General features: G+C 71.4%; 23 protein-coding genes. 11 read left to right on the top strand and 12 right to left on the bottom strand.

All coding sequences use genetic code 11. From position 1 onward, the window contains the following. The first annotated feature begins 49 nt into the window (after positions 1-49). The 3 genes from ACIA5C_RS23600 to ACIA5C_RS23590 are packed head-to-tail and all read left to right on the top strand — an operon-like array spanning position 50 to position 2,015. Positions 50-550, top strand: coding sequence for a DUF1990 domain-containing protein (locus ACIA5C_RS23600; protein ID WP_396057992.1), 501 nt, complete (start codon positions 50-52; stop codon positions 548-550). After that, positions 547-1,416 (top strand): MBL fold metallo-hydrolase, encoded by an 870-nt coding sequence (locus ACIA5C_RS23595; protein ID WP_396057990.1) that lies wholly within the window; start codon positions 547-549, stop codon positions 1,414-1,416. The genes ACIA5C_RS23600 and ACIA5C_RS23595 overlap by 4 nt, the downstream gene beginning before the upstream one ends. Next, positions 1,413-2,015 carry a DedA family protein gene (locus ACIA5C_RS23590; RefSeq protein WP_396057988.1) on the top strand — a complete coding sequence of 201 codons (603 nt, stop codon included), beginning with the start codon at positions 1,413-1,415 and terminating at the stop codon, positions 2,013-2,015. The genes ACIA5C_RS23595 and ACIA5C_RS23590 overlap by 4 nt, the downstream gene beginning before the upstream one ends. 433 nt (positions 2,016-2,448) lie before the next feature. Here ACIA5C_RS23590 and ACIA5C_RS23585 read toward each other — a convergent pair whose 3' ends face one another. Next, positions 2,449-3,330, bottom strand: coding sequence for a serine hydrolase (locus tag ACIA5C_RS23585; protein WP_396057986.1), 882 nt, complete (start codon positions 3,328-3,330; stop codon positions 2,449-2,451). 175 nt (positions 3,331-3,505) lie between these two features. Here ACIA5C_RS23585 and ACIA5C_RS23580 point away from each other — a divergent pair, with 175 nt between their 5' ends. Together ACIA5C_RS23580 and ACIA5C_RS23575 are read left to right on the top strand one after the other, a co-directional pair. Further along, on the top strand, positions 3,506-4,339 hold the full coding sequence (locus ACIA5C_RS23580) for a hypothetical protein (protein ID WP_396057983.1): 834 nt from the start codon (positions 3,506-3,508) through the stop codon (positions 4,337-4,339). A gap of 81 nt (positions 4,340-4,420) precedes the next feature. Then, positions 4,421-5,764, top strand: a complete 1,344-nt coding sequence (locus ACIA5C_RS23575; protein ID WP_396057981.1) for a discoidin domain-containing protein — start codon at positions 4,421-4,423, stop codon at positions 5,762-5,764. Between the two features lie 21 nt (positions 5,765-5,785). On the opposite strand, the gene ACIA5C_RS23570 is transcribed toward ACIA5C_RS23575, so the two are convergent. The 4 genes from ACIA5C_RS23570 to ACIA5C_RS23555 form a co-directional block, all read right to left on the bottom strand. Then, positions 5,786-6,265, bottom strand: coding sequence for a DUF664 domain-containing protein (locus tag ACIA5C_RS23570; RefSeq protein WP_396057979.1), 480 nt, complete (start codon positions 6,263-6,265; stop codon positions 5,786-5,788). Between the two features lie 62 nt (positions 6,266-6,327). Further along, positions 6,328-7,368 carry a S1 family peptidase gene (locus ACIA5C_RS23565; protein WP_396057977.1) on the bottom strand — a complete coding sequence of 347 codons (1,041 nt, stop codon included), beginning with the start codon at positions 7,366-7,368 and terminating at the stop codon, positions 6,328-6,330. Positions 7,369-7,546: 178 nt separating this feature from the next. Further along, positions 7,547-8,839, bottom strand: a complete 1,293-nt coding sequence (locus tag ACIA5C_RS23560; RefSeq protein ID WP_396057975.1) for an FAD/NAD(P)-binding protein — start codon at positions 8,837-8,839, stop codon at positions 7,547-7,549. Next, positions 8,836-9,297 (bottom strand): winged helix-turn-helix domain-containing protein, encoded by a 462-nt coding sequence (locus tag ACIA5C_RS23555; protein WP_396057973.1) that lies wholly within the window; start codon positions 9,295-9,297, stop codon positions 8,836-8,838. Before ACIA5C_RS23555 ends, ACIA5C_RS23560 begins: the two co-directional genes overlap by 4 nt. A gap of 257 nt (positions 9,298-9,554) precedes the next feature. On the opposite strand from ACIA5C_RS23555, the gene ACIA5C_RS23550 reads away from it, so the two are divergent. Next, positions 9,555-10,034, top strand: a complete 480-nt coding sequence (locus tag ACIA5C_RS23550) for an NADPH-dependent FMN reductase (protein WP_396057971.1) — start codon at positions 9,555-9,557, stop codon at positions 10,032-10,034. A gap of 87 nt (positions 10,035-10,121) precedes the next feature. Here ACIA5C_RS23550 and ACIA5C_RS23545 read toward each other — a convergent pair whose 3' ends face one another. The 4 genes from ACIA5C_RS23545 to ACIA5C_RS23530 are packed head-to-tail and all read right to left on the bottom strand — an operon-like array spanning position 10,122 to position 15,575. Next, entirely contained in the window at positions 10,122-11,789 is a 1,668-nt protein-coding gene (locus ACIA5C_RS23545) for a S8 family serine peptidase (RefSeq protein ID WP_396057969.1), read from the bottom strand. A 39-nt stretch (positions 11,790-11,828) separates the two neighbouring features. Further along, on the bottom strand, positions 11,829-12,896 hold the full coding sequence (locus ACIA5C_RS23540) for an epoxide hydrolase family protein (RefSeq protein WP_396057967.1): 1,068 nt from the start codon (positions 12,894-12,896) through the stop codon (positions 11,829-11,831). A gap of 13 nt (positions 12,897-12,909) precedes the next feature. Then, a complete protein-coding gene (locus ACIA5C_RS23535) occupies positions 12,910-15,282 on the bottom strand; it encodes a DUF4132 domain-containing protein (RefSeq protein WP_396057965.1) in 2,373 nt (790 codons plus the stop codon). Further along, positions 15,282-15,575, bottom strand: coding sequence for a hypothetical protein (locus ACIA5C_RS23530; RefSeq protein WP_396057963.1), 294 nt, complete (start codon positions 15,573-15,575; stop codon positions 15,282-15,284). The genes ACIA5C_RS23535 and ACIA5C_RS23530 overlap by 1 nt, the downstream gene beginning before the upstream one ends. A gap of 92 nt (positions 15,576-15,667) precedes the next feature. Between ACIA5C_RS23530 and ACIA5C_RS23525 the strand changes: the two genes are divergently transcribed. Then, positions 15,668-15,790, top strand: a complete 123-nt coding sequence (locus ACIA5C_RS23525; protein ID WP_133875253.1) for a ribosomal protein bL36 — start codon at positions 15,668-15,670, stop codon at positions 15,788-15,790. 120 nt (positions 15,791-15,910) lie between these two features. Beyond that, a complete protein-coding gene (locus ACIA5C_RS23520; protein WP_396057960.1) occupies positions 15,911-17,296 on the top strand; it encodes a hypothetical protein in 1,386 nt (461 codons plus the stop codon). Positions 17,297-17,301: 5 nt separating this feature from the next. Here the strand turns inward: ACIA5C_RS23520 and ACIA5C_RS23515 are convergent, their stop codons facing one another. Then, positions 17,302-17,736, bottom strand: coding sequence for an EAL domain-containing protein (locus ACIA5C_RS23515; protein WP_396057958.1), 435 nt, complete (start codon positions 17,734-17,736; stop codon positions 17,302-17,304). Between the two features lie 5 nt (positions 17,737-17,741). Beyond that, positions 17,742-17,993 carry a hypothetical protein gene (locus ACIA5C_RS23510; RefSeq protein ID WP_396057956.1) on the bottom strand — a complete coding sequence of 84 codons (252 nt, stop codon included), beginning with the start codon at positions 17,991-17,993 and terminating at the stop codon, positions 17,742-17,744. Between the two features lie 341 nt (positions 17,994-18,334). Here ACIA5C_RS23510 and ACIA5C_RS23505 point away from each other — a divergent pair, with 341 nt between their 5' ends. From ACIA5C_RS23505 to ACIA5C_RS23495, 3 genes are read left to right on the top strand one after another with little or no spacing between them, the layout of a single operon-like run. Continuing rightward, on the top strand, positions 18,335-20,335 hold the full coding sequence (locus ACIA5C_RS23505) for a peptidoglycan recognition protein (protein WP_396057954.1): 2,001 nt from the start codon (positions 18,335-18,337) through the stop codon (positions 20,333-20,335). 45 nt (positions 20,336-20,380) lie between these two features. Beyond that, a complete protein-coding gene (locus tag ACIA5C_RS23500) occupies positions 20,381-20,746 on the top strand; it encodes a VOC family protein (RefSeq protein WP_396057952.1) in 366 nt (121 codons plus the stop codon). Positions 20,747-20,784: 38 nt separating this feature from the next. Continuing rightward, positions 20,785-21,612, top strand: coding sequence for a phosphotransferase family protein (locus tag ACIA5C_RS23495; RefSeq protein ID WP_396057950.1), 828 nt, complete (start codon positions 20,785-20,787; stop codon positions 21,610-21,612). Here ACIA5C_RS23495 and ACIA5C_RS23490 read toward each other — a convergent pair whose 3' ends face one another. After that, the gene (locus ACIA5C_RS23490) at positions 21,613-22,881 is read right to left on the bottom strand and encodes an MFS transporter (RefSeq protein ID WP_396057948.1); all 1,269 of its coding nucleotides are present in this window, start codon (positions 22,879-22,881) and stop codon (positions 21,613-21,615) included. Between the last annotated feature and the right edge of the window lie 2 nt (positions 22,882-22,883).

Below are 22,883 nucleotides of genomic sequence, written 5' to 3'. Positions count from 1 at the left end.
CATGGGCAACTCGAGAATCATCGGCCCCTCCTGTGGGCACACTTGCCACGTGAGTGAACTGACCTATGCACCGGTCGGGCGGACCTTCACGGGTGACCTGCCGGACGGATTCCGTCATCTGCACTACCGCACCTACCTCGGCAACGGCGACGACCTGTTCCGTCGCTCGGCCGAGGCGGTGCTGACCTTCGCCATGCACCGGGCGATCGGGGCCAAGATCGACGCCACGGCCGATCGGGCCGCGGCGGGCGTGCGGCTCACGGTGGGTGCCGGCCCGCTGAAGGTGCCCTGCGAAGTGGTCTGGGCGGTCGACGAACCGGCCCGGGCCGGGTGGGGCTACGGCACGCTGCCGGGGCATCAGGCCTCCGGGGAGGAGGCCTTCGAGGTCGTACGCGAGGAGACCGGCCGGGTGTGGTTCTCCGTCATCGCGTACAGCCGTCCGGCGCGGCTGCCGATGAAGCTGGCCGGGCCGGCCTCGGTGCTCGTCCAGCAGGCGTACGCCCGGCTCCTGGGCCGGGCGCTCAAGCGGCTCGGTACGGTGAACGGGTGAGCAACACGTCGGTCACCTGGTGGGGGCACAGCACCCTGTGGCTCACCGACTCCGGCAGCACGCTGCTGACCGACCCTGTGCTCACCGATCGCCTGGCCCATCTGCGCCGCGCGGCCGGTCCGACCCCGCAGCTGCCGGGCGAACCCGATGCGATCCTGCTGTCCCATCTCCACGCCGACCACTTCCACCTGGCGTCGCTGCGCGCCGTACCCGGGAAGCCGTTGTTGATCGTGCCGCGAGGTGCCGCGGGTTTCGCGGCCAAGGCCCTCGGGCCGCGGGCCGCCTCGGGCCCCGCCTCGGGCCTCGCCTCGGGCCCCGCCTCGGGCCCTGCCTCGGGCCCCGCCTCGGGCCCCGCCTCGGGCCTCGCCTCGCGCATCGTCGAGCTGGCCCCGGGCGAGCAGATCGCGGTCGGCGGCGTCAAGGTGCGGGGGGTGCCGGCCGCGCACGACGGCGGCCGCGGCCCCTGGTCCCGTGAGCGCGCCCACGCCATGGGCTTCGTCGTCGAGGGCGCGGCCCGCACCTGGTTCGCCGGCGACACCGGGCTGTTCGACGGCATGTCCGACCTCGGCCCGCTCGACCTGGCGTTGATCCCGGTCGGCGGCTGGGGACCGACGCTGGGCTCGCACGGCCACCTCGACGCGATCTCCGGGGCGGAGGCGTTGCGCCGGTCGCGGGCCGGCTGGGCCGTCCCGGTGCACTACGGCACGCTGTGGCCGATCGGCATGGCCCGGGTGCGGCAGCACATGTTCCGCGAGCCGGGCGTCCGCTTCGCCGAGGAGGCGGCCCGGGTCGCGCCGGAGGCCAAGGTGCGGGTGCTGAACCACGGCGAGACGCTGACCATCAACCCGATCGGCCACGTCGCGTGACCGCGGCCCTGGCCGCCCTGGGCTGGCTGTTCCTGGTCGTCTCGTTCGGCGCGATCATCCCCGTCGTACCCACCGGCGCCGCGGTCAGCGGCGCCGCCGCGCTCGCCTTCCACAACAACAAGCTCGACTTCCTGTTCGTGATCGCCGCCGGCGCCGCCGGCGCCTACCTGGGCGACCTGGTGATGTACGCGATGTGCCGCCTCGGCGGCGAACAGCTGGCCCGGCGGCTGCGCTGGCTGCGCGACGAGGAACACCTGGCCGCGGTCAAGGAACGCCTCCACCACAGCCAGGTGCCGGTCCTGCTGGTCTCCCGGCTCATCCCGGGCGGCCGGGTGCCGGTCCTGCTGGCGGCGGCGTTCCTCGGCCTGCCCTGGCGCACGTTCGTGGTGGCCAACGCGCCGGCGTGCGCCTTGTGGGCCACCGTCTACGCGGGCATCGGCGTCGCCGGCGGCTCGATCTTCGGAAAACCGTGGCAGAGCGTGGTCGCGGCGGTGATCCTGATCCTGATCATCAATCAGACCGTGTCCTGGATCCAGAAACGGCGCCGGCCCGCCGCCTCCCCCTCCCCCGCTCCCGAGCCCTCGGATCAGGTCAAATAGGTCCAGGTCTCGACGGCCCATCGACTCGTAGAGCCGCTGCCCATCGGCGACGACTGCGGGTAGGCGGTCGTCGAACCCGTCGGTCATCACCCGCCCGGTCACCGGGCGGCCGTAGCCGCGGCCGCGGTGCTCGAGCAACGTCGCAATGTTGTAGACGCCGATGTGGTCGCCGGTGAGAATGCCGAGGCCGGTAGCGACCGGCACACGGTCCACCTCCACGAGGTAGGTGCTCGCCCACGGCGCATCGATCACCGAGTCGGTCATCAGCGACCGGATGACCTCGGCCGGGGCGCCGAAGCTCGCGGCCAACGTCTCGCAGAAGATCTGACGCTCGGCCGAGGTGATCCTCCACACGGCAGCCACCCACCCCGCTCGGCCCGCGACGCTGCCCCGGTCGCCACCGACCCCGGCCCGGCTGAGCGGGGCGCTGGGGCTAGTACTTCAGGTATTGCCTGGTCATCTTGGCTACCTTTTCGACGACCTTGATGCCGTCGGCCATGGACCTGTGGCCGTGGGAGAGGACGGCGACCGACACGTCGGTGCTCGGGCCCGTGATGCGGCCGACCGTGTTGACGACCCAGCGGCCGCTGTCGGCCGTGCGGGTGTCCCAGCCGTTCTTGACGGTGAAGACCTCGCCCGTCCTGGCCGCCGCCGGGACGCCCCAGTCCTGCGACTTGTCGACGTGGTTCATCAGGTTGAAGGCGAGCTTGCGGGAGTCGGCGTCGAGCGGGGACGACGTCGAGACCAGCTGGGCCAGCAGCTTCACCTGGTCGTCGACCGTGGTGCGGGTCAGGCCCCAGGCGCTGTTGACCTTGGTCTGGGTGAGGCCGAGCCGCTTGTCGCAGGCCTGGACGGCCGGGTTCTTGCCGAGTTTGTTGAACAGCGAGGTGGTGGCGTCGTTGTCGCTGAGGTGGATCATGCGCTTGGCCAGGGAGAGCTCGGTCGAGGTCAGGTCGCGGCCCTTGTCCTGGGCGGTCATCAGCAGGCAGGCGAGCACCTGCACCTTGACGACGCTGGCCGTGTCGTAGGTTTCGGTGCCGCGGTAGGAGAACTTCTGCCCGGTCTTCTTGTCGAGCACGGCGACCGAGAACTCGGGCACGCTCTTCGCGTACTGCTTCAACGCCGCGTTGAGCGCGGTGACCTGCTTGGCCCTGGCCTGGGCCGCGAGTTCTTCCGGGGTGGGCCCGGTGGGGGCCGGGGACGATTTGCTGGTCGCCGCCGAGTCGGAGAAGCCGGCTAACGGCAGACTGCCGCCGTCGTGCTTCATGCCCAGCCCGACCAACCCCGCACCTCCGAGGATCCCCACTGCCGCCACGGCCAAGATCCAGTTTCGCGTACTCCGCACAGGTTGCATAGTGCCGTGTCGAAGGCCGTCATGGTCACTCTGGGGCCCCCTCTTACCAAGTTGTCAGAGACTTTCGACGGACTGCCTGGGCGGCATCACCGACAGTCACCGGTTTGGGGTGCGTCGGGAGGGCATGATGTGTGCTATGGCTTTCCCCCTGCCGTCGGTGGCGGCAATTGCCGACCTGACGCGCTCCGCGATCGGTCAGGTGCTGGAGACCGCGGCCGCGGCGGCGACGGTGCCGGTGCGGGTCATGTCGCTGCTCGGCCAGGCCGAGTTGCTGGTCAACCGCATAACGGTGATCGCCGACCAGGCCGAGATGCTGGTCGGACGGGTCACCGCGATCGCCGCGGCGGCCGAGGGCACGATCGGCGAGGCGCAGGTGGTGGCCGCGGCGGCGATGCGTACGGTCGCGGCGGCCGAGGAAACCTCGGCCGCCGCCGACGCACTGGTCGGCCGGGCTGTGCAGACCGCCGATGCGGCCGCGCTGGTGGTCGGCCGCGCCGCGGTGATCTCGGACGACGCGGCGGCCGTGGTGCGGCAGGCCGGTGACATCAGCTCGACCGCCTCCGACGTGGTGCATCAGGCGGCCGGCATCACCGAGGCCGCGTCGAGCGTGGTCGGCGAGGCGTCGGTGATCACCGGGACCGCGGAGGAGATCACCGAGCGCGCGGCGTCGCTGCTCGACAGCTACAGCGACACGCTGAGCAAGGCGGCGCCGCTGGCCGCGCGGTTCGTCGACGAGCTGTCGCCGGAGGAGGTCACCGCGGCGATCCGGATGATCGACCAGTTGCCGAGGCTGCGCCGGCATTTGATCGAAGACATCATGCCGCTGCTCGGCAAGCTCGACCAGGTCGGCCCCGACCTGCACAAACTCCTCGAGGTAACGGAGGACCTGCACCTCGCGATCACGGGCCTGCCGGGCCTGAGGATGCTGCGCCGCCGGGGCGAGGAGCGCACCGAGGAAGATCGTCATTAAGAGTCTTGACCATTCGACTCGAAATCGACAAGTATCGATAGCAGCCGCTTTCCGTCCCCCGCTGGGAGTGCTGCCGTGGTCATGAAGAAGGTTTTCGCGTCGATGGCCGTGGTCGCGGCCGCCGCTCTACCCGCTGCACCGGCTCACGCCAACACCCTCGCCGCCGGTGGCCGGTCCGCCGTCTACGGCGGCGGACCGTTCTACAGCGGCGGACAGTCCGTCATGAACACCCTGCGCGCGTCCGGGTTCACCACGGTCGTCCTGTGGGCCATCCACGTCCACGCGGACACCGGCGACCTCTACCTCAACGATCAGCTGGTCGTCTCCAACGGGCAGTACGTCGGCAACGCCGACTGGCCGGCCCAATTGCGGACGCTCAAGCAGGCACCCACCTCGGTCAACCGCATCGAGGTCTCGGTCGGCTCGGCCGGGCCGGACGACTGGGGCGCCATCGCGAGCCTGATCAGCCAGGGCGGCACCGGCACGTCGAGCATCCTCTACCGCAATTTCCAGGCACTCCGGTCGGCCACCGGTGCCGACGCCATCAACGACGACGACGAGCAGCACTACGACCTGAACAGCACCACGTCGTTCGCCCGCATGGTGATCTCGCAGGGTTACACGTTCACGCTCGTGCCGTACACCAACATGGGTTTCTGGCGTTCCGTGAAGTCCAACCTGGGCGCGTCGGTGGACCGAGTCTACCTGCAGGACTACGCGGGCGGCACCGGCAACGACCCCGGCGCGTGGGCGAGCAGCCTGGGCATGCCGGTCGATCCGGGGCTGTGGAGCAAGCACGGTTCGGGCTGCGCGACCGGCGACAGCCCGACCGACGTCGGCAACAAGATGCGGGCGTGGAAGGCGTCGGCCGGGATCCCGGGTGGGTTCATGTGGCTGTACGACGACATCCAGGCCTGCGCCGGCCAATATCCGGCATCGGCCTACGCGGCCGCCATCAACAACGCCACCGGCGGCGGCAGCACACCGCCGCCGGTGCCGGCCGGCCAGAACGTCGCGCTCAACCGGCCGGCCACCGGCTCGGCGTCCTGCAACTCCGCGGAGTCCCCGGCGAAGGCGGTCAACGGCAGCTTGAGCGGCGGTACGACCGACAAGTGGTGTTCGCTCGCCGCCACCAAGACACTCACGGTCGACCTGGGCTCGAGCCGTTCCCTCAACGGTTTCGTCGTCCGCCACGCCGGAGCCGGCGGCGAGTCCGCGACCTGGGACACGCGCGACTACGACATCCAGGTGTCGACGGACAACGCGACGTGGAAGACCGTCGTGCAGGCCCGCGCCAACACGGCGGACGTGGCCGTCCACAATGCGGCGACTTCGGGCCGCTACGTGCGGCTCAACGTCATCACGGCGGAGCAGGGCGGCAACTCGGCCGCCCGCATCTACGAGTTCGAGGCCTACGCGTCCTGACGACCTCGCGGACCGCCACCGTCAGAGTGCGTCCATCAGCACGTCGAGGTGGCCGGCGTGCTGGGCGGTCTCGCTGATCATGTGGACGAGCATCCACCGCAGGTTGACGCGGTCCCTACCGAACGAGACCAGCTCGGCGCGGTCGTCGAGATCGTCCAGCGAGGCGACCGCGGCCCGGCTGCGGTCGCAGGCGGCCGCGTAGAGCACCCGCAGCGAGTCGAGCGAGTCGGACGCCGCCGAACTCCAGGCCCACTCCTCGTCGGCGGAGGTCCATGGCGCGGGGAACTCCCGGCCGAGCAGCTTGTGGGTGAACCAGAGGTCTTCCATCTGGGCGAGGTGCTTGACGATCCCGCCGATGGTCATGTCGGTGCCGTCCCGCAGATGCTCGGCCGCCTGCGCGGGAGTCACCCGGTCGAGCCGGCCCAGCACGCCGGCGCGGTGGACGTCCAGGAAGGCGGTGAGGGTGGTCCGTTCGTCGGCGTTCAGCGGCGGATAGGTCACGGCCCGCATTATGACGAACGAGCGGCTCCCGAAGGAGCCGCTCGTCACGCAGAACGGGAGGATCAGAACACCGACACGCCGTACACGCCCAGCGGCTCGGTGACCGGCTGGAAGTACGTCGTACCGCCGGAGGAGCAGTTGCCGCTGCCGCCCGAGGTCAGGCCCAGCGCGGTGGTGCCCGCGTAGAGCGAGCCGCCGCTGTCGCCCGGCTCGGCGCAGACCGTCGTACGGATCAGGCCGGAGACCGAACCCTCGGAGTAGTTGACCGTGGCGTTCAGCTGCTGAACCTTGCCGGAGTGGATGCCGGTCGTGGAGCCGCGGCGGTAGACGGTGCTGTTCACCGCCGGGGTGCCGGCCGACGTGATGTCCTGCGAACCGACCGCGCCACTGATCGTGATGCTGGTGTTGGTGTAGCGGACGATGCCGTAGTCGTTGCCCGGGAAGCTGGTGCCCGCGCGGGTGCCTAGCGTGGTCGACCCGTTGCTCCAGGTCGCGCCGATGTTCGTGCAGTGTCCGGCGGTCAGGAAGTAGTAGGTGCTGCCGCTACGCACGTTGAAGCCGAGCGAGCAGCGGGCGCCACTGACGTAGATGGCGTCGCCGCCGGAGATCTCAGTGCTGATCCTGCCCGCGACCGTCTCGAGGCGGGCCTTGTCGCCCAGCTTCGCCACGATGGACCTGACCAGGGCGAGCTTGGCGCCGGTCACGGTGCTGTCGGCGCTGACCAGGATCTGGTTGGTCATCGGGTCGACGGCGAAGGCCGTGCCGGCCGTCTTGAGGGTCGACTTGAGGCTCTCGTCGGCCGCGTTGAGTTCGGCACCGCTGTGCTTGACGTAGCGGGGGGTGGCGCCGGCCGCGGTGACCGAGGCGGCGGTCGCGGCGTCGGTCACGTTGACGATGACCTTGCCGCTGTCGTCGACGTACGAGCCGGCGGTCCGCGCGCCGAACTGGCTGTCGATGCTGGAGGCGAGCGCGGAGGGTGCGAACGACGGGTCGACGCCGGCGGCCGTCGGGGCGGCTGACGCGGGTGACGCGACGAGCGCGGAGCCGACGAGCACGAAGGCGGCCAGGCCGACGATCGGTCGGCGCAGGTTCCGGTTGAGCACTGGTTCCTCCCGGGGGATGGGGGGTACGCCGGATCCGGCGTACTGGTGCTCTCGCAGTATTGACGCTTCTCGATATTGACACAAGCTAGGGCGATTGTTTCCGCGACGATGATCGAAGCAGCTCTGACCTGCGGAAACATCGTGGTCATAAAGCGGTGATATCACCGCTTTGGGATGGTCAGACGCCGGCCAGGAGCGAATCCCCCACGAGAGAGGAGGCCTGCGCCCGAATCTCCGGCACCGCCGTCGTCTCCCACTGCGCCCCACGCCGCAGCGGCCCGATCAGCCAACGACCGGGCTGCGGCCGCCCGCCCGCGTCCAGCAGACGACCGGACGCGTCGATGTCCAGACCCAGCCCGTGCGGCCCGACCCGGGCCTGCCCGGCCGCCAGCAGACCGCCGACGAACGAACCGGCCGCGGCCGGGAGCCGCCCGGGCCCGGCACAGTTCACGACCGCCCCGAACCACTGGGCTCCCACCTCCAACTCGGCCATCAATCCGCCGGCCGGCGGCGCGATCAGCGAGCGCAATCCACCCGCGCGCACCTCCAGCCGTCCCTCCGCCCGCAGCGAGGCCACCCGGGTCCCGACCGCCGGCGCCATCCGATGACGGTGACACTCCCACGGGCGGGCCAGATGACGCAGGAAGGCGTCCTGCTCGGCCGGGGTGAAGGCGACCCACAGTTTGTCTAGGTGGGGACGCAGGCCATCGACCACGGCCCGCCAGTCGCCCGCCTGCGCGGCCGATTCCCGTACGGCCCGGACGACGTCCCGCAGACTCGCGCAGTCGTCGAGCACCGGAACCGCGGGCGGCGCCGCCCGTACGGTGTGGGTGAGCGGCAACTGCCCGCGCCGGCTGACCAGGGTGACCGGCGCGTCCCGTCGCCCGTCCGCGGTGAGGGTGAGCGCGGCGTCGACCGCGGTGAGCCCCGCCCCGATCAGCAGCACCGGCACGTGCGGGTCGAGCGCCTCGAGCGCACCCGCCCGCCACGGATCGTCCACATAGTCCGGACATCGCGGGTCCACCGCCACCGGCCGCGCGGCCGCCGGGTGGCCGGTGGCCAGCACGACGTCGTCGGCGCGCACGAGTTCCCCGTCGGCCAGCACCACGCCGGCGTTGCTCAGGGCGGCCGCGCGCTCCCCGCGTACGGTCAAGCGGTCGCCGAACGCGGCGTGCGTCTGGACGAAGACCGCTCGCAGATACCGGCCGTACTCCTCCCGGGGCCGGAATTCGTCCGGACCGCAACCGGCCCACCGGGCGAAGCCACCGGGGTCGTCGGGGTCGGCGCCCATGGCCGCGGCGCGCGAGTTGAGCAGATGCCAGGGCCGCGCCGCACTGCCGTAGGCGAGCCCGCCACCCGGTTCGCCCGGCTCGACGAGCACCACGTCGTCGCCGGTCGCCCGCAGGATCTGCCGGGTGGCCAGCACGCCCGAGGCACCGCCGCCGACCACCGTCACCGTTCGCCGTGTCATCGCCGGACGACCGCCACCGCGGCGTCGTCGGCCAGCCGGTAGCCGAGGCCGTAGACCGTGGTGACCAGGTCGGGATCGTCCACTTTGGTGCGCAGGCGGCTCACGTGCACATCGACCGTCCGGTTGGTGGTGTAGGTGTGGCCCCAGACGTGGCTGAGCAGCTGGGTTCGACTGAACACCTGCCGCGGGTGCCGGGCCAGGAACAGCAGCAGGTCGAACTCGAGCCGGCTCAGCTCGAGCGGGACGCCCTCGCGCAGGGCGGTGCGGGCGACCGGGTCGAGGCTGATCCCGGTGCCGGGTGGCGGCTCGTCGAGTTCCACGGCGACGGCCGGGCCGGCCACGTCGACCAGGTCACGCAGGACCGCGAGCACGCGGTCCCGGCCGGCGCCGCCGGCGATGCTGATGGTCACGGTCACCGGGGGGTCGGGCAGCACATCGGGTACGGCGAGCACAGTCATCCTCTTCTCCCATATGTCTAGTAGGTTAACTGGTCGAAGATGGCCGCGACGGCAGCGGCGCGCCCGTCCGGCACCCGGAATTGGAGAACGGCAGGTTCCCCAACTCTGACCGCCGCCCACCTCCCATGTCAACCAAAGCCTAGAGGTTTACTAGGATATGAGACCCACGTTGACAGCGCGGTCTTCGCGATGGAGGTTGAGGGAGCCGCTCTCGACTTCCCGCATCGTGGAAGGTACGGCCCTCTTCAAGGAGTGACATGACCCGGACCGTTGTCGTATCGGGAAATCCGCGCCCGGCCTCCCGCACCTCCGCCCTGGCCCTCGCGGTCGGCTCGGCGCTCTCCGACGCACCGCTGCTGGTCGAGGTCGGCGCCCTGGGCACCGGCCTGCTGACCCCGGGCGACGAAGCGACCGCCGCGGCGCTCGACGCGATCCGATCGGCGGATCTCCTGGTCGTCGCCACCCCGACCTACAAGGGCAGCTACACCGGCATCCTCAAGGTGCTGCTCGACCGGTTGCCGTCGGCGGCCCTGGCCGGCAAGCAGGCGGTGCCGGTGGTGACGGCCGGCATCGCCCCGCAGGCGGCGGCCGCCGAGGCCCTGCTCCGGCAACTGCTCACCGAACTGGGCGCCGAGGTCCTGCCCGGCCTCCCGGTGACCGAGGCCGACCTGCCGTCGTCGGAACAACTGGCGGCCGCCTACGCCCAGGATTTCCACAGTCGCGTGACAGCCGGCTGACATGGCCGGCGCCTAGGCTCGCAGACAACACCGTCCCGCTCGGCGACCTCCTGCCCCCAGGCCGCCGAGCGGGACGCTTTCGTTGAGTCAGGCCACCGTGAGGGTGTAGGTCGCGGTCGCCAGATTGCCCGCGACGTCCATGAACTGCACGGTGAAGGTGAAGTCGCCCGCTTCGAGCGGGATGCCCTCGATCAGGCCGGCCGCGTCGAGGGTCAGACCGATCGGCAGGGCACCCTCGCTCACGGCCCACGTTCCGGGCCGGCCGTCGGAGACGGCCAGCTTCTGGGCGTACGCGGACCCGGCCGTCCCCGACGGCAGCGAGACCGTCGAGATCACCGGGGCGCCGCCGGTGACCGTGAAGGTGACGGACCGGGTGACCGCGTTCGGTACGTAGTCGACGAACCGGACGACGACCGTGCTCGTGCCGGGCGTGGTCGGCGTACCGGAAAGCGCGCCGCTCGCCGTAAGCCTGAGCCCGGCCGGCAGGTGACCGCTCGCGACCGACCAGGAGCCGCGGCGGCTCGCCGCCAGGGCGAGCCGGCCGCTGAACGCGTGGCCGACCACGGCCGGGAAGCCGCTCGAGGCGATGACCGGCGCGGCGGCCGGGGCGGGCACGTAGAGGAGACGGTCGGGCGAACCCTTGAGACCGGTGACCTTGCCGGTGGTGGCCTTCGCGACCAGGTAGTTACGGACCTGGGCCGGGGTGTCGGCCGGGTAGGCGTCGAGGACCAGCGCGGCGGCGCCCGCGACGTGCGGGGCGGCCATCGAGGTGCCGCTGAGCACCGCGGTGGCGGTGTTGCTGCTGCCCCACGTGGAGCGGATGTTGACGCCGGGGGCGAACAGGTCGAGGACGCTGCCGTAGTTGGAGAACGACGCGCGGCGGTCCCGGCTGTCGGTCGCGCCCACGGTGATCGCCGAAGCCAGCGCGGACGGGCTCTCGGTGGCCGCGTCGACGTTCTCGTTGCCGGCCGCGACGACGTACGTGACCCCGGAGTTGATCGACCGCTGGACGGCCGCCTCGAGGGACTTACTGCGGTCGCCGCCCATGCTCATGTTGGCGACGGCCGGCTTCACGGCGTGCGTGGTCACCCAGTTGACGCCCTGGATGACGTCGTAGAGGTCACCCTCGCCGGAGCAGTCGAGGACCCGGACCGCAACGATCCTGACCTTCTTGGCCACGCCGTACGTGCTGCCGCCGATCGTGCCGGCCACGTGGGTGCCGTGGCCGTTGCAGTCCTGCGCGGTGGCGTCGTTGTCGACGTAGTCGACGCCGTAGGACGCCCGGCCGCCGAAGTCGCGGTGGCTGATCCGCACCCCGGTGTCGATCACGTACGCGTGCACCGAGTCACCGTCGTCCATCGGCGTGTACGCCTTCGACGGCGTGACGGTCCGCTGGTCGATGCGGTCCAGCCCCCAGTCGGGACTCTTCTGCGTCGCGGCGATGTGCACGACGCGGTCCTGCTCGACGTACCGGACGGCCGGGTTGGCGGCCAGCCGCCGGGCCGCGGTGACCGTCATCGCGGCGGACACCGTCGAGCCGGCCCGCTTGAGCACCTTCGCGCCGGCGAGGTGGGTGCCGGCCGCACCCATGGTGCCGTCCTTGAGCGTCACGATGTAGCGCCCCGGGATCGCCCCGGCCATCCCGAGTCCGAGCACCCGTCCCTCAGCCGGCTGGGCCGTCGCCGGGGCGGCGGTCGCGGCCAGCGTGGCGGCCGCCGTGGCGGTGAGGAGGGCTCCGAGAGCGCGCAGTCGCATGGCCTCTGAATTCGGGCGCCGCCGGGCCGAGTTGAGGACTCACCGCCCCAGGCCGGTCACGAATTCGGTCAGGTCGGCAATCAGCAGTTCGGGCGACTGATGGGCGGCGAAATGGCCGGGGCGGTCATAGACGTTCCAGGCGACCACCTGGCGGTGCCGGGCCGGGACCAGGCGGCGGAACGGCTGATAGTCGTGGGCGAACTGGGCGGCTCCCAGGGGCACCGTGGTTGGCTCGGCCGGGACCGGGTGCAGGGCATCCTCGCGGTAGATCCGCATGGCCGAGGCAACCGTGCCGGTCAGCCAGTGGATCGACACGTTGGTCAGCACGAAGTCGGGGTCGAGGCCCTCGCGGTAGATCAGGCAGTGCCAGCCGAGCAGGCCGACCGGCGAGTCGGCGAGCGCGAAGGCCAGCGACTGCGGCTGCTGGGCCTGCACGCGGTGGTAGGCGCTCATGTTGGCCTCGAACCACACCTGGTCGTCGAGGGCCGCCCGCTCGTCGTCGCTCGGGTCGTCCAGGTGATCTGGGGTGTCGGTCCAGATCTGGGTGACGTGCACGCCGGCCACCGCCTCCGGGGCGATCCGGCCGAGCTCGGGAGCGATCGTCGAACCCCAGTCGTTGCCGGCCGCGACGTAGCGCCGGTAGCCGAGCCGCCGCATCAGCTCGGCCCAGGCGTGGGCGATGCGCACGGGTCCCCAGCCGCGGCTGTGGGTCGGCCCGGAGAAGCCGAAGCCGGGCAGCGACGGCACCACCAGGTGGAAGCGCTCGGCGAGCGGACCGAGCACGTCCAGGAACTCGGCGACCGAGCCGGGCCAGCCGTGGCTCAGGATGATCGCCGGCGCGTCCGGGTCGGCGCAGCGGATGTGCAGGAAGTGGATCCGCTCCCCGTCGATCTCGGTGCGGAACTGCGGGTACGCATTGAGCCGCTCCTCGACCGCACGCCAGTCGAAGCCGTGCAGCCAGCGGTCGGCCAGCTCGCGCACGTAGCGCCCGGGTACGCCGTAGTCCCAGCCGGCGTCGTCGAGCTCGTCCGGCCAGCGGGTGGCCGCCACCCGCCGGCGCAGATCGTCGAGGTCATTCTGCGGAACTGCTACGCGAAAGGTCTCCATGCCAGGGTGACGATCAGCCGGGCAGCTGCCGGACAATCGTCGGGTCGGAAATTTTGTCGTCGGCGGCCAGCATGATCGCCTTGGACAGGATCACCGAAAGCATCCGGTCGTCGTCGAACGGCAGCGCCAGCTCCTGGATCTTGGCGGGCGAGCGACTCGGGACGATGCACAGATAGCGGTCGTTCGGCTCGATCAGGATGTTGCCCGAGCCCAGGTGGATCTTGTAGGCACCGCGGACCCCGGTGACGCGCAGGAAGCGGCCGTCGATTGCCATTCGCGGCCCGGCGGCCAGCCGGGGCAGCAGCCTCTCCAGCACGTCACGCCGCACTGCCGCGCCGGCGGTGAGTTCGCCGAAGCCGGTGCGCTCCCAGTACGCGAAGAACCGGTGCTCGCCCCGGTCGGCCCACGCGTCGTCGGCCGCGATCGAGGTGACCCCGACGAACAGGTCGACGTCGCGCATCGCCTCGCTGAACACCAGCGGCGGCACCTCGGTCAGCGCCGCGGTCACCCAGCCCGTGCCCTCGCGCCGCGCGAACCGCACCTGATCGGTCGAGCAGAAGGTCGCGCCGTACTCGATCTCCTCCTCGACCAGGTCGTAGAAGAACGACGCCCGCCACGCCCCGGCGGCGAACTCCCTGGTCGCCTCGCCGTCGTAGCCGCCGTCGAAGAAGCCGAGATAGTTGCCGCTCCAGCCGCGGGCCCGCAGGAGCGCGGCCAACTGGTTATAGCGCAGGATGTGTGCGGCGAACCGGTTGGAGTAGACCCGGGTCTCCTGTTCGGCCGGGGTGAGCGGATAGATCTCGCGGAACGCCTGCTTGAACGGCTGCCGAAGCCCCGACTCGACGATCCGGTCGCGCCAGTGGCTCACTTCGGCGGGCGCGGCCCGGAGCGGATGCCAGAGCCGCACGTTCGCGAAAGAGCGATCGGACGGAAGGAAAGCCGTCCACGTCTCGCCGTCGTCGGAACCCTCCCAGATCAGCCGCCGCGCGATGGTGCCGGTCACCGGGTGCTCGAGGTAGCGCGTCACCCAGGTGTCCCACTTCCACTCCCGCCCGGCCGCCAGCAGTCCCTCGATGCGCTCCCGCTGGAGCCCGAGAGTTTTAGTGAGCGCTTTGACCACCGCCCGCGGCTCGTCGGCGTCGACCCCGGCGGGCACGCTCCGGAGCGGCCGCCCGTTGCGTACGGCCCGCAGCCGCGCCTTCTCCCCGTCGATCTCCACCGTCAGTTCGAGGCCGTCCGGCCGCGTGAAGACCCGGGTCGCGTGCTCGTCGACCGCCAGCTCGGCCGCCTCGCCGGGTGCCCAGCCGCGGCGCTCGGCCACCCGGTCGAGGGCGGTGTGCACCCGGGCCTTGAGCGCCTTGTATCGCACCGCCGTCGACATCGCGGCCAGCGCGCGGGCCGGGGTGTCGCCCGCCCGCTCGGCCAGCGCCTCGACCGCGGCGGCGGCCACCCGCGGCGCGATCGGGTAACCCACCGACCGGCTCGGCGGCGAACCGGCCACCAGCCCGAGCCGGGCCAGCGTCGCCGACGCCTGTTCGCCCGGGTCGGCCGCGACCAGCCAGGTCAGGCCGCGCAGCAGCGTGTCGGTGTCTTCGTGGATCTCGTCGGCGAGGGACACGAAGGTCTCGAGCATGGCCCGCACCACAGCCGCGCCGTCGGGCGCGGCGGCCAGCCGGCTCTCGGCCGTGCGCCGCCAGGCCTTGGTGGGAACCGGCTTGGTCAGCGAGAACGCGTGCAGCAGCAGCGGGCGCAGGCCGGTGCCGCCCAGTCGCTCGCCGAGCGCGGACCGGATCGCCGGGCCGACCCGGTCGCCGTCGTGCAGCAGGTAGGGCGGCAGGCGGTCGGTGAGCCGGTCGATCACGTCGGTGTAGAGCCCGGCCACCCGCAACCGCTCATCTTGGGTATGGATCTCCTCCCGGGCCTCGGCCAGCACCGCCTCGAAGACCGGCAGCAGCCCGGACAGCTCGGTGTCGGGCAACTCGGCCGCGATCAGCGCGGGCAGGTGGTAGGCGCCGCCGTAGGGACGCCACTCCGCCCCGGCCAGCACGGCCAGCGACCAGATCAGGTCGCCGCGGCGGAAGCCGACCCGGTCGTGCAGCAGCGCCACCCAGGCCCGCCCGGCACCGTGACCGGGTGGGAAGGCGGTGGCCTCCCAGTGCTGTATCTGCAGGGCGACCAGCCGACGGTCCCCGGCCGGCCAGTGACCGACCAGTTGCCTCATCTGGCGCAGATCGATCGTCTCGGCCTGGCGCCCGACCGCCCGGGCGACCTCCGCGACCGGGTAGTCCGCGGGGTCGTGGGGCACCTGACGGTCGCCCTCACCGGGCGGCGTCTCGTCGACCCCGGCCGGGACAACCGGCGCCGCGTCCAGCAACGACAGCCACATCAGCCACCGGCCAGGGGCACGAGCCGGATGAACGAGACCTCGGCGGCCCGGCTCAGGTCGATCACCTCGTCGAGGTCGTCGACCTGGCGGTTCCCCGCGATCATCACGAAACCGTTGCGCGCGAACGCCGCGTCGATCTGCTCCTCGGCGACCGGCTTGCCACCGGCGTCGATCCACAACCGCACCAGCTCCCGAGCGGTTATCTCGACCGGCAATCCGGGCAGCACCCACGACTCGATCTCACGCCCGGTCATCGTCTCGTCGCGCACCTTCACATCGGCCACGGCGCACATCCTGGCGCATGGGTACGACAGAAATATCGAACCCGCGGGTGGCGTTACTCAAGCGCGTCGGCTGAACGCCCGGCGCGGAGAGAGGTTCCGTCATGAAGGTTCGTAACTCGCTGCGGTCCCTGAAGGCCAAGCCCGGCTCGGTGGTGACCCGCCGGCGTGGTCGTCAGGTGGTCATCAACCGCAAGAACCCGCGCTGGAACGGCCGTCAGGGCTGACGCCACGCGCGGAATCCGCCAGCAATCCGGGCGCGTACGCGATAACTTGGAGACAGCGAAGGCCGGAGTCCCGCCGCCACGGGGCTCCGGCCTTTTCGTCACCCCGTAGATTCTGTTGCCGTGCCTGGTGTCGCGTACCCCCTGACCGACAATCGCCGCAGCAGTGCCGCCTTCGGACGGCACGTGGTCGCGGAGGCGCTCCGCGCCGCCGACCCGGCCGCCGCCGACGCGGCAGCCCGGGAAACCGACTGGCGCAAGGGTTATCTGCGTCACTTTCGCGCATCGGTCGAGGCCGGTCTGGACGGTTCCGACCGGGCCATCGCCGCGGCCGGTCTGGCCGCCGTCCACGACCGCATGCGGTTCGTGAACGGTGCCGCCGAGACCAGCCTGGACGAGGCCCTGGCGGCGGAACCCGACCGGCCATTCTCGACGATCGACATCGTCGGCGACGAAGTGGCCGAAAAGGAACTGACCCTGCCCTACCGCGGCTCGCTCCTCAGCGGCGACTCGCTGCGCAAGCAGCTCGACGTCTGGGTCGCCGGCGGCGTCATCGAGCCGTCGTGCGCGGAGATGGTCCGCGAGGTCGCCGACCACCCGTCCTGGCTCGACCTCGCCGACCAGCGGCTGGTCGTGCTCGGTGCGGGCGCCGAAATGGGCCCGCTGCCGGCCGTACTCGGCTGGGGCGCCACCGTCGTCGGCCTCGACCTGCCGCAGTCGTGGAGCCGCGTGCGCGCCCGGAAGTCGGCCGGTCGCCTGATCGCCCCGGCCCGCAACGACGTGCCGGGCGCCGACCTGCTCACCGACCTGCCCGCGATCGCCGCCTGGCTGCGCGGCATCGAGGGCCGGCTGATCCTCGGCAACTACGTCTACGCGCCGGGCGCCGCCTATCCCCTGCTGTCGGCCGCGGTCGACGCGCTCGGCGTCCACCTGGGCCGGCACCGCGACGACCTCGCACTCGCCTTCCTGGCCACCCCGACCGACGTCTTCGCGGTGCCGGACGAGGCGGTCACCCAGGCCCGGGCCCGCTACGACGCGAGGTCGCGACGGTCCCGGCTCACTGCCGCGGCTTCCGCCGGTCGCCTGCTGCGCCCCAACTTCCCGTACGCGGTGAGCCCCGCCATCAACGACAGCCTGGTCCCTCAGCAGGGGCCCAATTACGCGCTCGCCAAACACATCCAGCGCTGGCGCGCGACCGTGGCCCGCGCCTCGACGACCGTCAGCCTCACGGTCGCCCCGCCGACCCGCACCCGCTCGGTCACCAGCAACCGCCTGCTGGCCGCCGCCTACGCGGGCGCCCATCTCTTCGACGTCGAGGTCTTCGAGCCGGAAACCGCCAACAAGCTCATGGCCGCGCTGCTGGTCCACCAGATCCGCAACCCGCGTCCCGCGATGGAACGGGTCTGGCAGGAGGAGGCGTTCGGCGCGGCCCACGGCGGACTCTGGCGTACCGCCTACTCACCGCGTACGGCCCTGCCGCTGGCCGCCGTGCGCGGCCTTCTCCCCTAGCCTCCTCACCGCGTACGGCTCGGCCGCCGGCCGCCGTGCGCGGCCTTCTTTCCCAGGCCTTCGATCCAACCGGTGAGGTTCTCGGGCCGGTCCGCCTTGCCGTAGAACGAGCCCTGGACCAGATCGCAGCCCTGGGCGCGGAGCCAGTCCCGCTGGACCCCGGTCTCCACACCCTCGGCGACCACCCGCTGGCCCATCGCCCGGGTCATCGCGAGCACCGCGCGGACGATCGGCTCGTTGGTGCCCTCCGCGCCGACGTCCATCACGAACGACCGGTCGATCTTGACGATGCCGACCGGGAGGCGGTGCAGGTAGCTGAGCGACGAGTAGCCCGTACCGACGGCTCGCCACGCGGTCAGCCGGCGGGCCGACTCGCGGAGCAGCCACGTGCCCATCCCGACGATCATCGGAGTCTCCTCGGCGATCGGGACGAACTCCATCGGGCTCACGTGGCCGAGCTCGGGCGAGTGTCAGCGAACAGGTACGCCGCGAGGGTCAGCAACCGCCACGGTCCACGGGCGTCCGGCTCGACGTTGCGGCGCGGACCCAGATGCAGCGCCACCAGGCCGCCGAGCAGGATCACCGCCATCGCCGGGGTCCGCAGCGCCACCGGGCTGAACACGAAGACCGCGAGCGCGGTGAGGCCCAGGCCGAGATGCCGCAGCCCGGCCCTCGCGGCGGACTTCTGGAGCGTCACGGGTCAGCCCATCGGCCGGGCCGGCCACGGCTCTACCAAAGTCTTTGTGCTTATCGGGGCGCTCCCCGCTTATCCGACTTTTATTCGCAATTCCCGGGACCGTTGGGGCTGCAGCCGTGCAGGGTGGCAGTGGCCGATCAAGTGAGACCACGGGGGTTCACGTGCACCGAAATCGGACGAAACGCCGGGCCACCGCGGCCCTGGCCACCGCCGCTGTTTTGCTGCTGCCGAGCGGCACCGTCCCCGCCGCAGCCGCCGCTCTTCCGGCCGCTGCCGCGCATGTCCCAGCCGCTGATTCTGGCGCCGCAACTGCCGGTTCTCGCGGCGCAGCGGCCGGCGGCGTGAGCAAGGTCGCCGGGGATGCGGGGCCGGCCCTCCAGACGCTGCCGTTCGCGGCGCTCGGTCGATCCGCGGCGGGAGGCGCGACCCTTCCCGAACACACCACCAAGCCGTTCAGCCTTCTCGGCGTGACCTGGACCGATCCGGCCGCGCCGGTGACCGGAACCGTGCAGATCCGCACCCGGGCCGGCGCAACCGGCCGCTGGACCGCGTGGCAGAGCCTGGAGTCGGACGGTTCACAGCCGGGCGACGCTCGCGGCTCCACCGACCCGCTCTGGGTGGGCGAATCCAACGGCGTGCAGGCCCGAGTCGTCGGCGGCCATGCCCTGCCGGCCGGCCTCCGCGTAGACCTGATCAACCCGGACGCCGCGGCGAAAAAATCGAGCCTCGCGCGCGCGGCCACCCCCTCCCCCGCCCCTCAACTGGGTGGGGCGACGAGTGAACCACAAACGACCGCCCAACTGGCCCGCTCATCCACAGGCGGCGCGCGATCCACAGGCCGCACGCGAACCCTCGCGCTGCCGACGCGCCCGGTTCCCCGGATGGTCACCCGCTCGGGCTGGGGCGCCAACGAGCGCATCGTCAAGGGTGCCCCGGAGTACACCGGCCCGGTCCAGGTTTTTTTCGTGCACCACACCGCGACCGGCAACGGCTACAGCTGCTCCCAGTCCGCCGCCATTGTCCGCGGCATCCAGGCCTACCAGGTCCGGAGCAAGGGCTGGGACGACATCGGCTACAACTTCCTGGTCGACAAGTGCGGCAACGTCTTCGAGGGGCGGGCGGGCGGCGTCGGCCGGCCGGTGCTCGGCGCGCACACGCTCGGCTTCAACGCCGACGCGAGCGCGATCGCGGTGATCGGCACCTTCGACAACGTCGGCGTCAACTCGGCGGTCCGGACGGCGATCGCGACCGTGGCCGCCTACAAGCTGGGCGCCTACGGCAACAACCCGGCCGGCACGGCGACCTTGATCAGCGGCGGCGGCAATCTTTACCCAAAGGGCGCGCGGGCCACGTTCTGGCGCATCTCCGGTCACCGCGACGCGGGCCGCACCGACTGCCCGGGCGACACGCTTTATTCTCAGTTGCCCCTGATTCGGAAGATCGCCGGGGCGGCGCCGGTCGGGCTGCGGTTCCAGCACATGACCGGGGCGGTCAAGCGGGGGCGGCTGCTCTACACCCGGGGTGCGATCAAACCGCTCTGGAATCTGTCCACTCCGAGCGCGCTGATCAACCGGTTCGAGGTCCTGGTCGACGGCTCGCTGGTGCTGGCCGAGCCGGGCGGGCACCGGACGGCGCTGCTGCACCTCCCGCCGGGCGGCCACACGGTGACGATCCGGGCCGAGCACCTTTCCGGGCGGGTCAGCGCGGTCACCGCCAAGGTGGTCTCGGACGCTACGGCCCCGGTTTTCACGTCCGGGCCGGAGGTGGCGCTGCGGACGGGCGCGCTCAACGGCACGGTCCCGGTCCGGCTGGGCTGGGCGGCCTCGGACGTCAACGGGTTGAGTTCGGTGCGGCTGCTCCGCCCGACCGCGGTCGATCTGGGCACGGTCGCGCACAGCCGGAACGGCACCCTGCGACCCGGTGTCCCGGCCACTTTCACCGTGGCGGCGACGGACCGGTCGGGGAACGTGGCGAGCGGCTCGGTTACGCGTACACCGGAGGTTGTCTCGGAGGCCGCAGCCGAGCGCACCGGAACCTGGCGCACCTTGAGCAACCCGGAATATCTGGGCGGGGTCGCTCTCGGCAGCACCGCTGCCGGAGCGACCGCGACCTTCGCCGTCACCGGCCGGTCGGCCGCGCTGGTCTTCGGCCGGGGCGCCGACTCGGGCCGGGTGCGGGTCTTCGTCGACGGCGTCGATGCCGGCCTCGTCGACCTGCGGTCGACCTCGACCGTCTTTCGCCAGGCGGTCTGGTCGCGGTCGTGGGCCGATGACGGTTCCCATTCCGTACGCGTGGAGCTGCAGGGTCCCGCCGTGCTCGACGGGCTCGTCGACCTGAAATAGAAAGCCTGACAGCAGGTGTCAGTCTCGGCGTCCATGATCGGTCACATGAGTGGATTCGCAACCCTAGCCATGATCAATCTGGATGCCGAGGACCCGGCGGCCCTCGCGGCCTTCTATTCGCAGGTGCTCGGCTGGGAGGTGCTGCACACCTCGGACGAGTACGCCATGATCGGCGACGGCTCGACGAGCATCGGGTGGGGCAAGGTGCCCGGCTATTCGGCGCCGGGCTGGCCGCGGGAGACCGCGCCCAAGCGCTACCACCTCGACTTCTACGTCGAGGATCTCGACAAGGCCGAGGAGCAGGCGCTGGCGCTGGGCGCGACCAAGCCGGCCGAGCAGCCGAACGCCGAGCGCTGGCGCGTTCTGCTCGACCCGGGCGGCCACCCCTTCGACGTCTGCCTCCGCAGTTGAGGGCACCGGCGCCGGCAGCTGCGGGATAGTGTGCCGGGGTGCAGGCGTCGGAACTCCCGCGGGCGATCGCCGCGGCCACGTCGACCGCTTCGGCGCTCGGCCTGGCCGCCGACGACGCGATCGTGCTGCAGAACTCCAACAAGCTCACCCTGCGCCTGGTGCCCGCCGAGGTGCTGGCCCGCGTGGCACCTGCCGCGGACCGGATCGCCCAGTTCGAGGTCGACCTCGCGCAGCGGCTGGCCGGGCCGGGCAGCCTGGTGGCCGCCCTCGACCCCCGGGTCGAGCCGCTGGTCTACGAGCGCGACGGCTACGTGATCACGCTGTGGACCTACTACCCGCCGGTGACCTCGCAAGCGGTCTCGCCGGCCGACTACGCCGACGCACTCGTGCGCCTGCACGCCGGCATGCGCACGGTCGACTTCCCGGCGCCGCACTTCACCGATCGGGTCGGCGAGGCCCAGCGACTCGTCGCCGATCGGGACCGCACCCCGGCTCTCGCCGACGCCGACCGGGGGCTGCTCGGCGACACGTTGCGAGACATGCGCCGGGCCATCGGCGAACGCGGTACGTCCGAGCAGCTCCTGCACGGCGAGCCGCACCCGGGCAACCTGCTCACCACGCGGAGCGGGCTGGTCTTCATCGACCTCGAGACGTGCTGCCGGGGGCCGGTCGAGTTCGACCTCGCCCACGCGCCGGAGGAGGTCGCCGGGCACTACCCCGGCATCGACCACGATCTGCTGCGCGACTGCCGCACGCTGGTGCTGGCGGTCATCACGATGTGGCGCTGGGACCGCGACGACCAGCTCCCCGACGGGCACCGGCTCGCCGGGGAGTGGCTCGACCAGATCCGCAGCCGGACGGCGTGATCAGGCCTTCGTAGGTTGGGCGAGCGCGCTGCTCGCCTCGGTGCCGAAGCGAACCCCGCGGTTCTCCTTGCCGAGCGCGGTCAGCACCGCGACCGCGATCAGCACCGGCACGACCGTGACCGCCAGGGCGAACGGATAGCCGTGCGAATCGGCCAGCGACTCCTGGATCGGCAGGTTGAACGCGGCCAGGCAGTTCCCCAGTTGGTACGTCACACCCGGGTAGAAGCCGCGGATCTCGTCCGGGCTCAGCTCGGTCAGGTGCGCCGGGATCACGCCCCACGCTCCCTGCACCATGATCTGCATCAGGAACGACCCGAGGCAGAGCAGGCCGGCGGTGTGCGAGTACGCGAAGATCGGCACGATCGGCAGGCCGAGCACCGCCGCGATCACGATGATCCGCCGGCGGCCGAAGCGCTGCGACATGGTGCCGAACACCGTTCCGCCGATGATCGCGCCGATGTTGTAGATGACCGCGATCCAGGTCGCCGTCGTCGCCGACAGGCCGATGCCGGTCTTGAGGAACGTCGGATAGATGTCCTGGGTGCCGTGGCTCATCCAGTTGAACGCCGTCATCAGCAGCACCAGATAGACGAACCGCCGCACGATCTTGCCGTTGAGCAGGACCTGCCGGATGCCGACGCGGGTGACCCGGGCGCGGGCCGCCTCCCAGACCTCGGACTCCTTGACCCGGGCCCGGATCAGCAGCGAGATCAGCGCCGGGATGATGCTGAGCGCGAACAGCCACCGCCAGGACAGCCCGAGAACCGAGTGCACCAGCAGGAAGGCGAGCGACGCCAGCAGGTAGCCGGTCGAGTAGCCCTCCTGCAGGACGCCGGAGAAGAAGCCGCGCCGGTGGGCCGGGATCTTCTCCATCGCCAGCGCCGCGCCGAGACCCCACTCGCCGCCCATCCCGATGCCGTAGGCCAGGCGCAGCACCAGCAGGACGCTGAAGTTCGGCGCGAACGCGCACGCGAATCCGATGATCGAGTAGAAGCAGACGTCGACGATCAGGGGGATCCGCCGGCCCACCCGGTCGGCCCAGATGCCGAAGATCAGCGCGCCGACCGGGCGCATGACCAGCGTGACGGTGGTGAGGAACGCCATGCGTTCCAGGGAGACGCCGAAGTCCCTGGCGATCTCGGCGTAGACGAGCACGACGATGAAGTAGTCGAAGGCGTCCATGGTCCAGCCCAGAAAGGCGGCCAGGAAGGCGTTGCGCTGGTCGGGCCGTAGGCGGCTCTCCTCGGGTGGCGCGGCGGCGGTGTCCATGA

This window comes from Actinoplanes sp. NPDC051343, assembly GCF_044455125.1.
Lineage (GTDB): Bacteria > Actinomycetota > Actinomycetes > Mycobacteriales > Micromonosporaceae > Actinoplanes.
This window is presented reverse-complemented; position numbering and strand designations above follow the sequence as displayed.

What these genes read in the sequence shown, in the direction of transcription:
- ACIA5C_RS23580 (WP_396057983.1), top strand. Translation starts at nt 3,506, where the DNA reads ATGGCTTTCCCCCTGCCGTCGGTGGCGGCAATTGCCGACCTGACGCGC.
- ACIA5C_RS23490 (WP_396057948.1), bottom strand. Translation starts at nt 22,881, where the DNA reads ATGGACACCGCCGCCGCGCCACCCGAGGAGAGCCGCCTACGGCCCGAC.
- ACIA5C_RS23555 (WP_396057973.1), bottom strand. Translation starts at nt 9,297, where the DNA reads ATGACTGTGCTCGCCGTACCCGATGTGCTGCCCGACCCCCCGGTGACC.
- ACIA5C_RS23535 (WP_396057965.1), bottom strand. Translation starts at nt 15,282, where the DNA reads ATGTGGCTGTCGTTGCTGGACGCGGCGCCGGTTGTCCCGGCCGGGGTC.
- ACIA5C_RS23545 (WP_396057969.1), bottom strand. Translation starts at nt 11,789, where the DNA reads ATGCGACTGCGCGCTCTCGGAGCCCTCCTCACCGCCACGGCGGCCGCC.
- ACIA5C_RS23525 (WP_133875253.1), top strand. Translation starts at nt 15,668, where the DNA reads ATGAAGGTTCGTAACTCGCTGCGGTCCCTGAAGGCCAAGCCCGGCTCG.
- ACIA5C_RS23500 (WP_396057952.1), top strand. Translation starts at nt 20,381, where the DNA reads ATGAGTGGATTCGCAACCCTAGCCATGATCAATCTGGATGCCGAGGAC.
- ACIA5C_RS23560 (WP_396057975.1), bottom strand. Translation starts at nt 8,839, where the DNA reads ATGACACGGCGAACGGTGACGGTGGTCGGCGGCGGTGCCTCGGGCGTG.
- ACIA5C_RS23515 (WP_396057958.1), bottom strand. Translation starts at nt 17,736, where the DNA reads ATGGAGTTCGTCCCGATCGCCGAGGAGACTCCGATGATCGTCGGGATG.
- ACIA5C_RS23575 (WP_396057981.1), top strand. Translation starts at nt 4,421, where the DNA reads ATGAAGAAGGTTTTCGCGTCGATGGCCGTGGTCGCGGCCGCCGCTCTA.
- ACIA5C_RS23540 (WP_396057967.1), bottom strand. Translation starts at nt 12,896, where the DNA reads ATGGAGACCTTTCGCGTAGCAGTTCCGCAGAATGACCTCGACGATCTG.
- ACIA5C_RS23550 (WP_396057971.1), top strand. Translation starts at nt 9,555, where the DNA reads ATGACCCGGACCGTTGTCGTATCGGGAAATCCGCGCCCGGCCTCCCGC.
- ACIA5C_RS23530 (WP_396057963.1), bottom strand. Translation starts at nt 15,575, where the DNA reads ATGTGCGCCGTGGCCGATGTGAAGGTGCGCGACGAGACGATGACCGGG.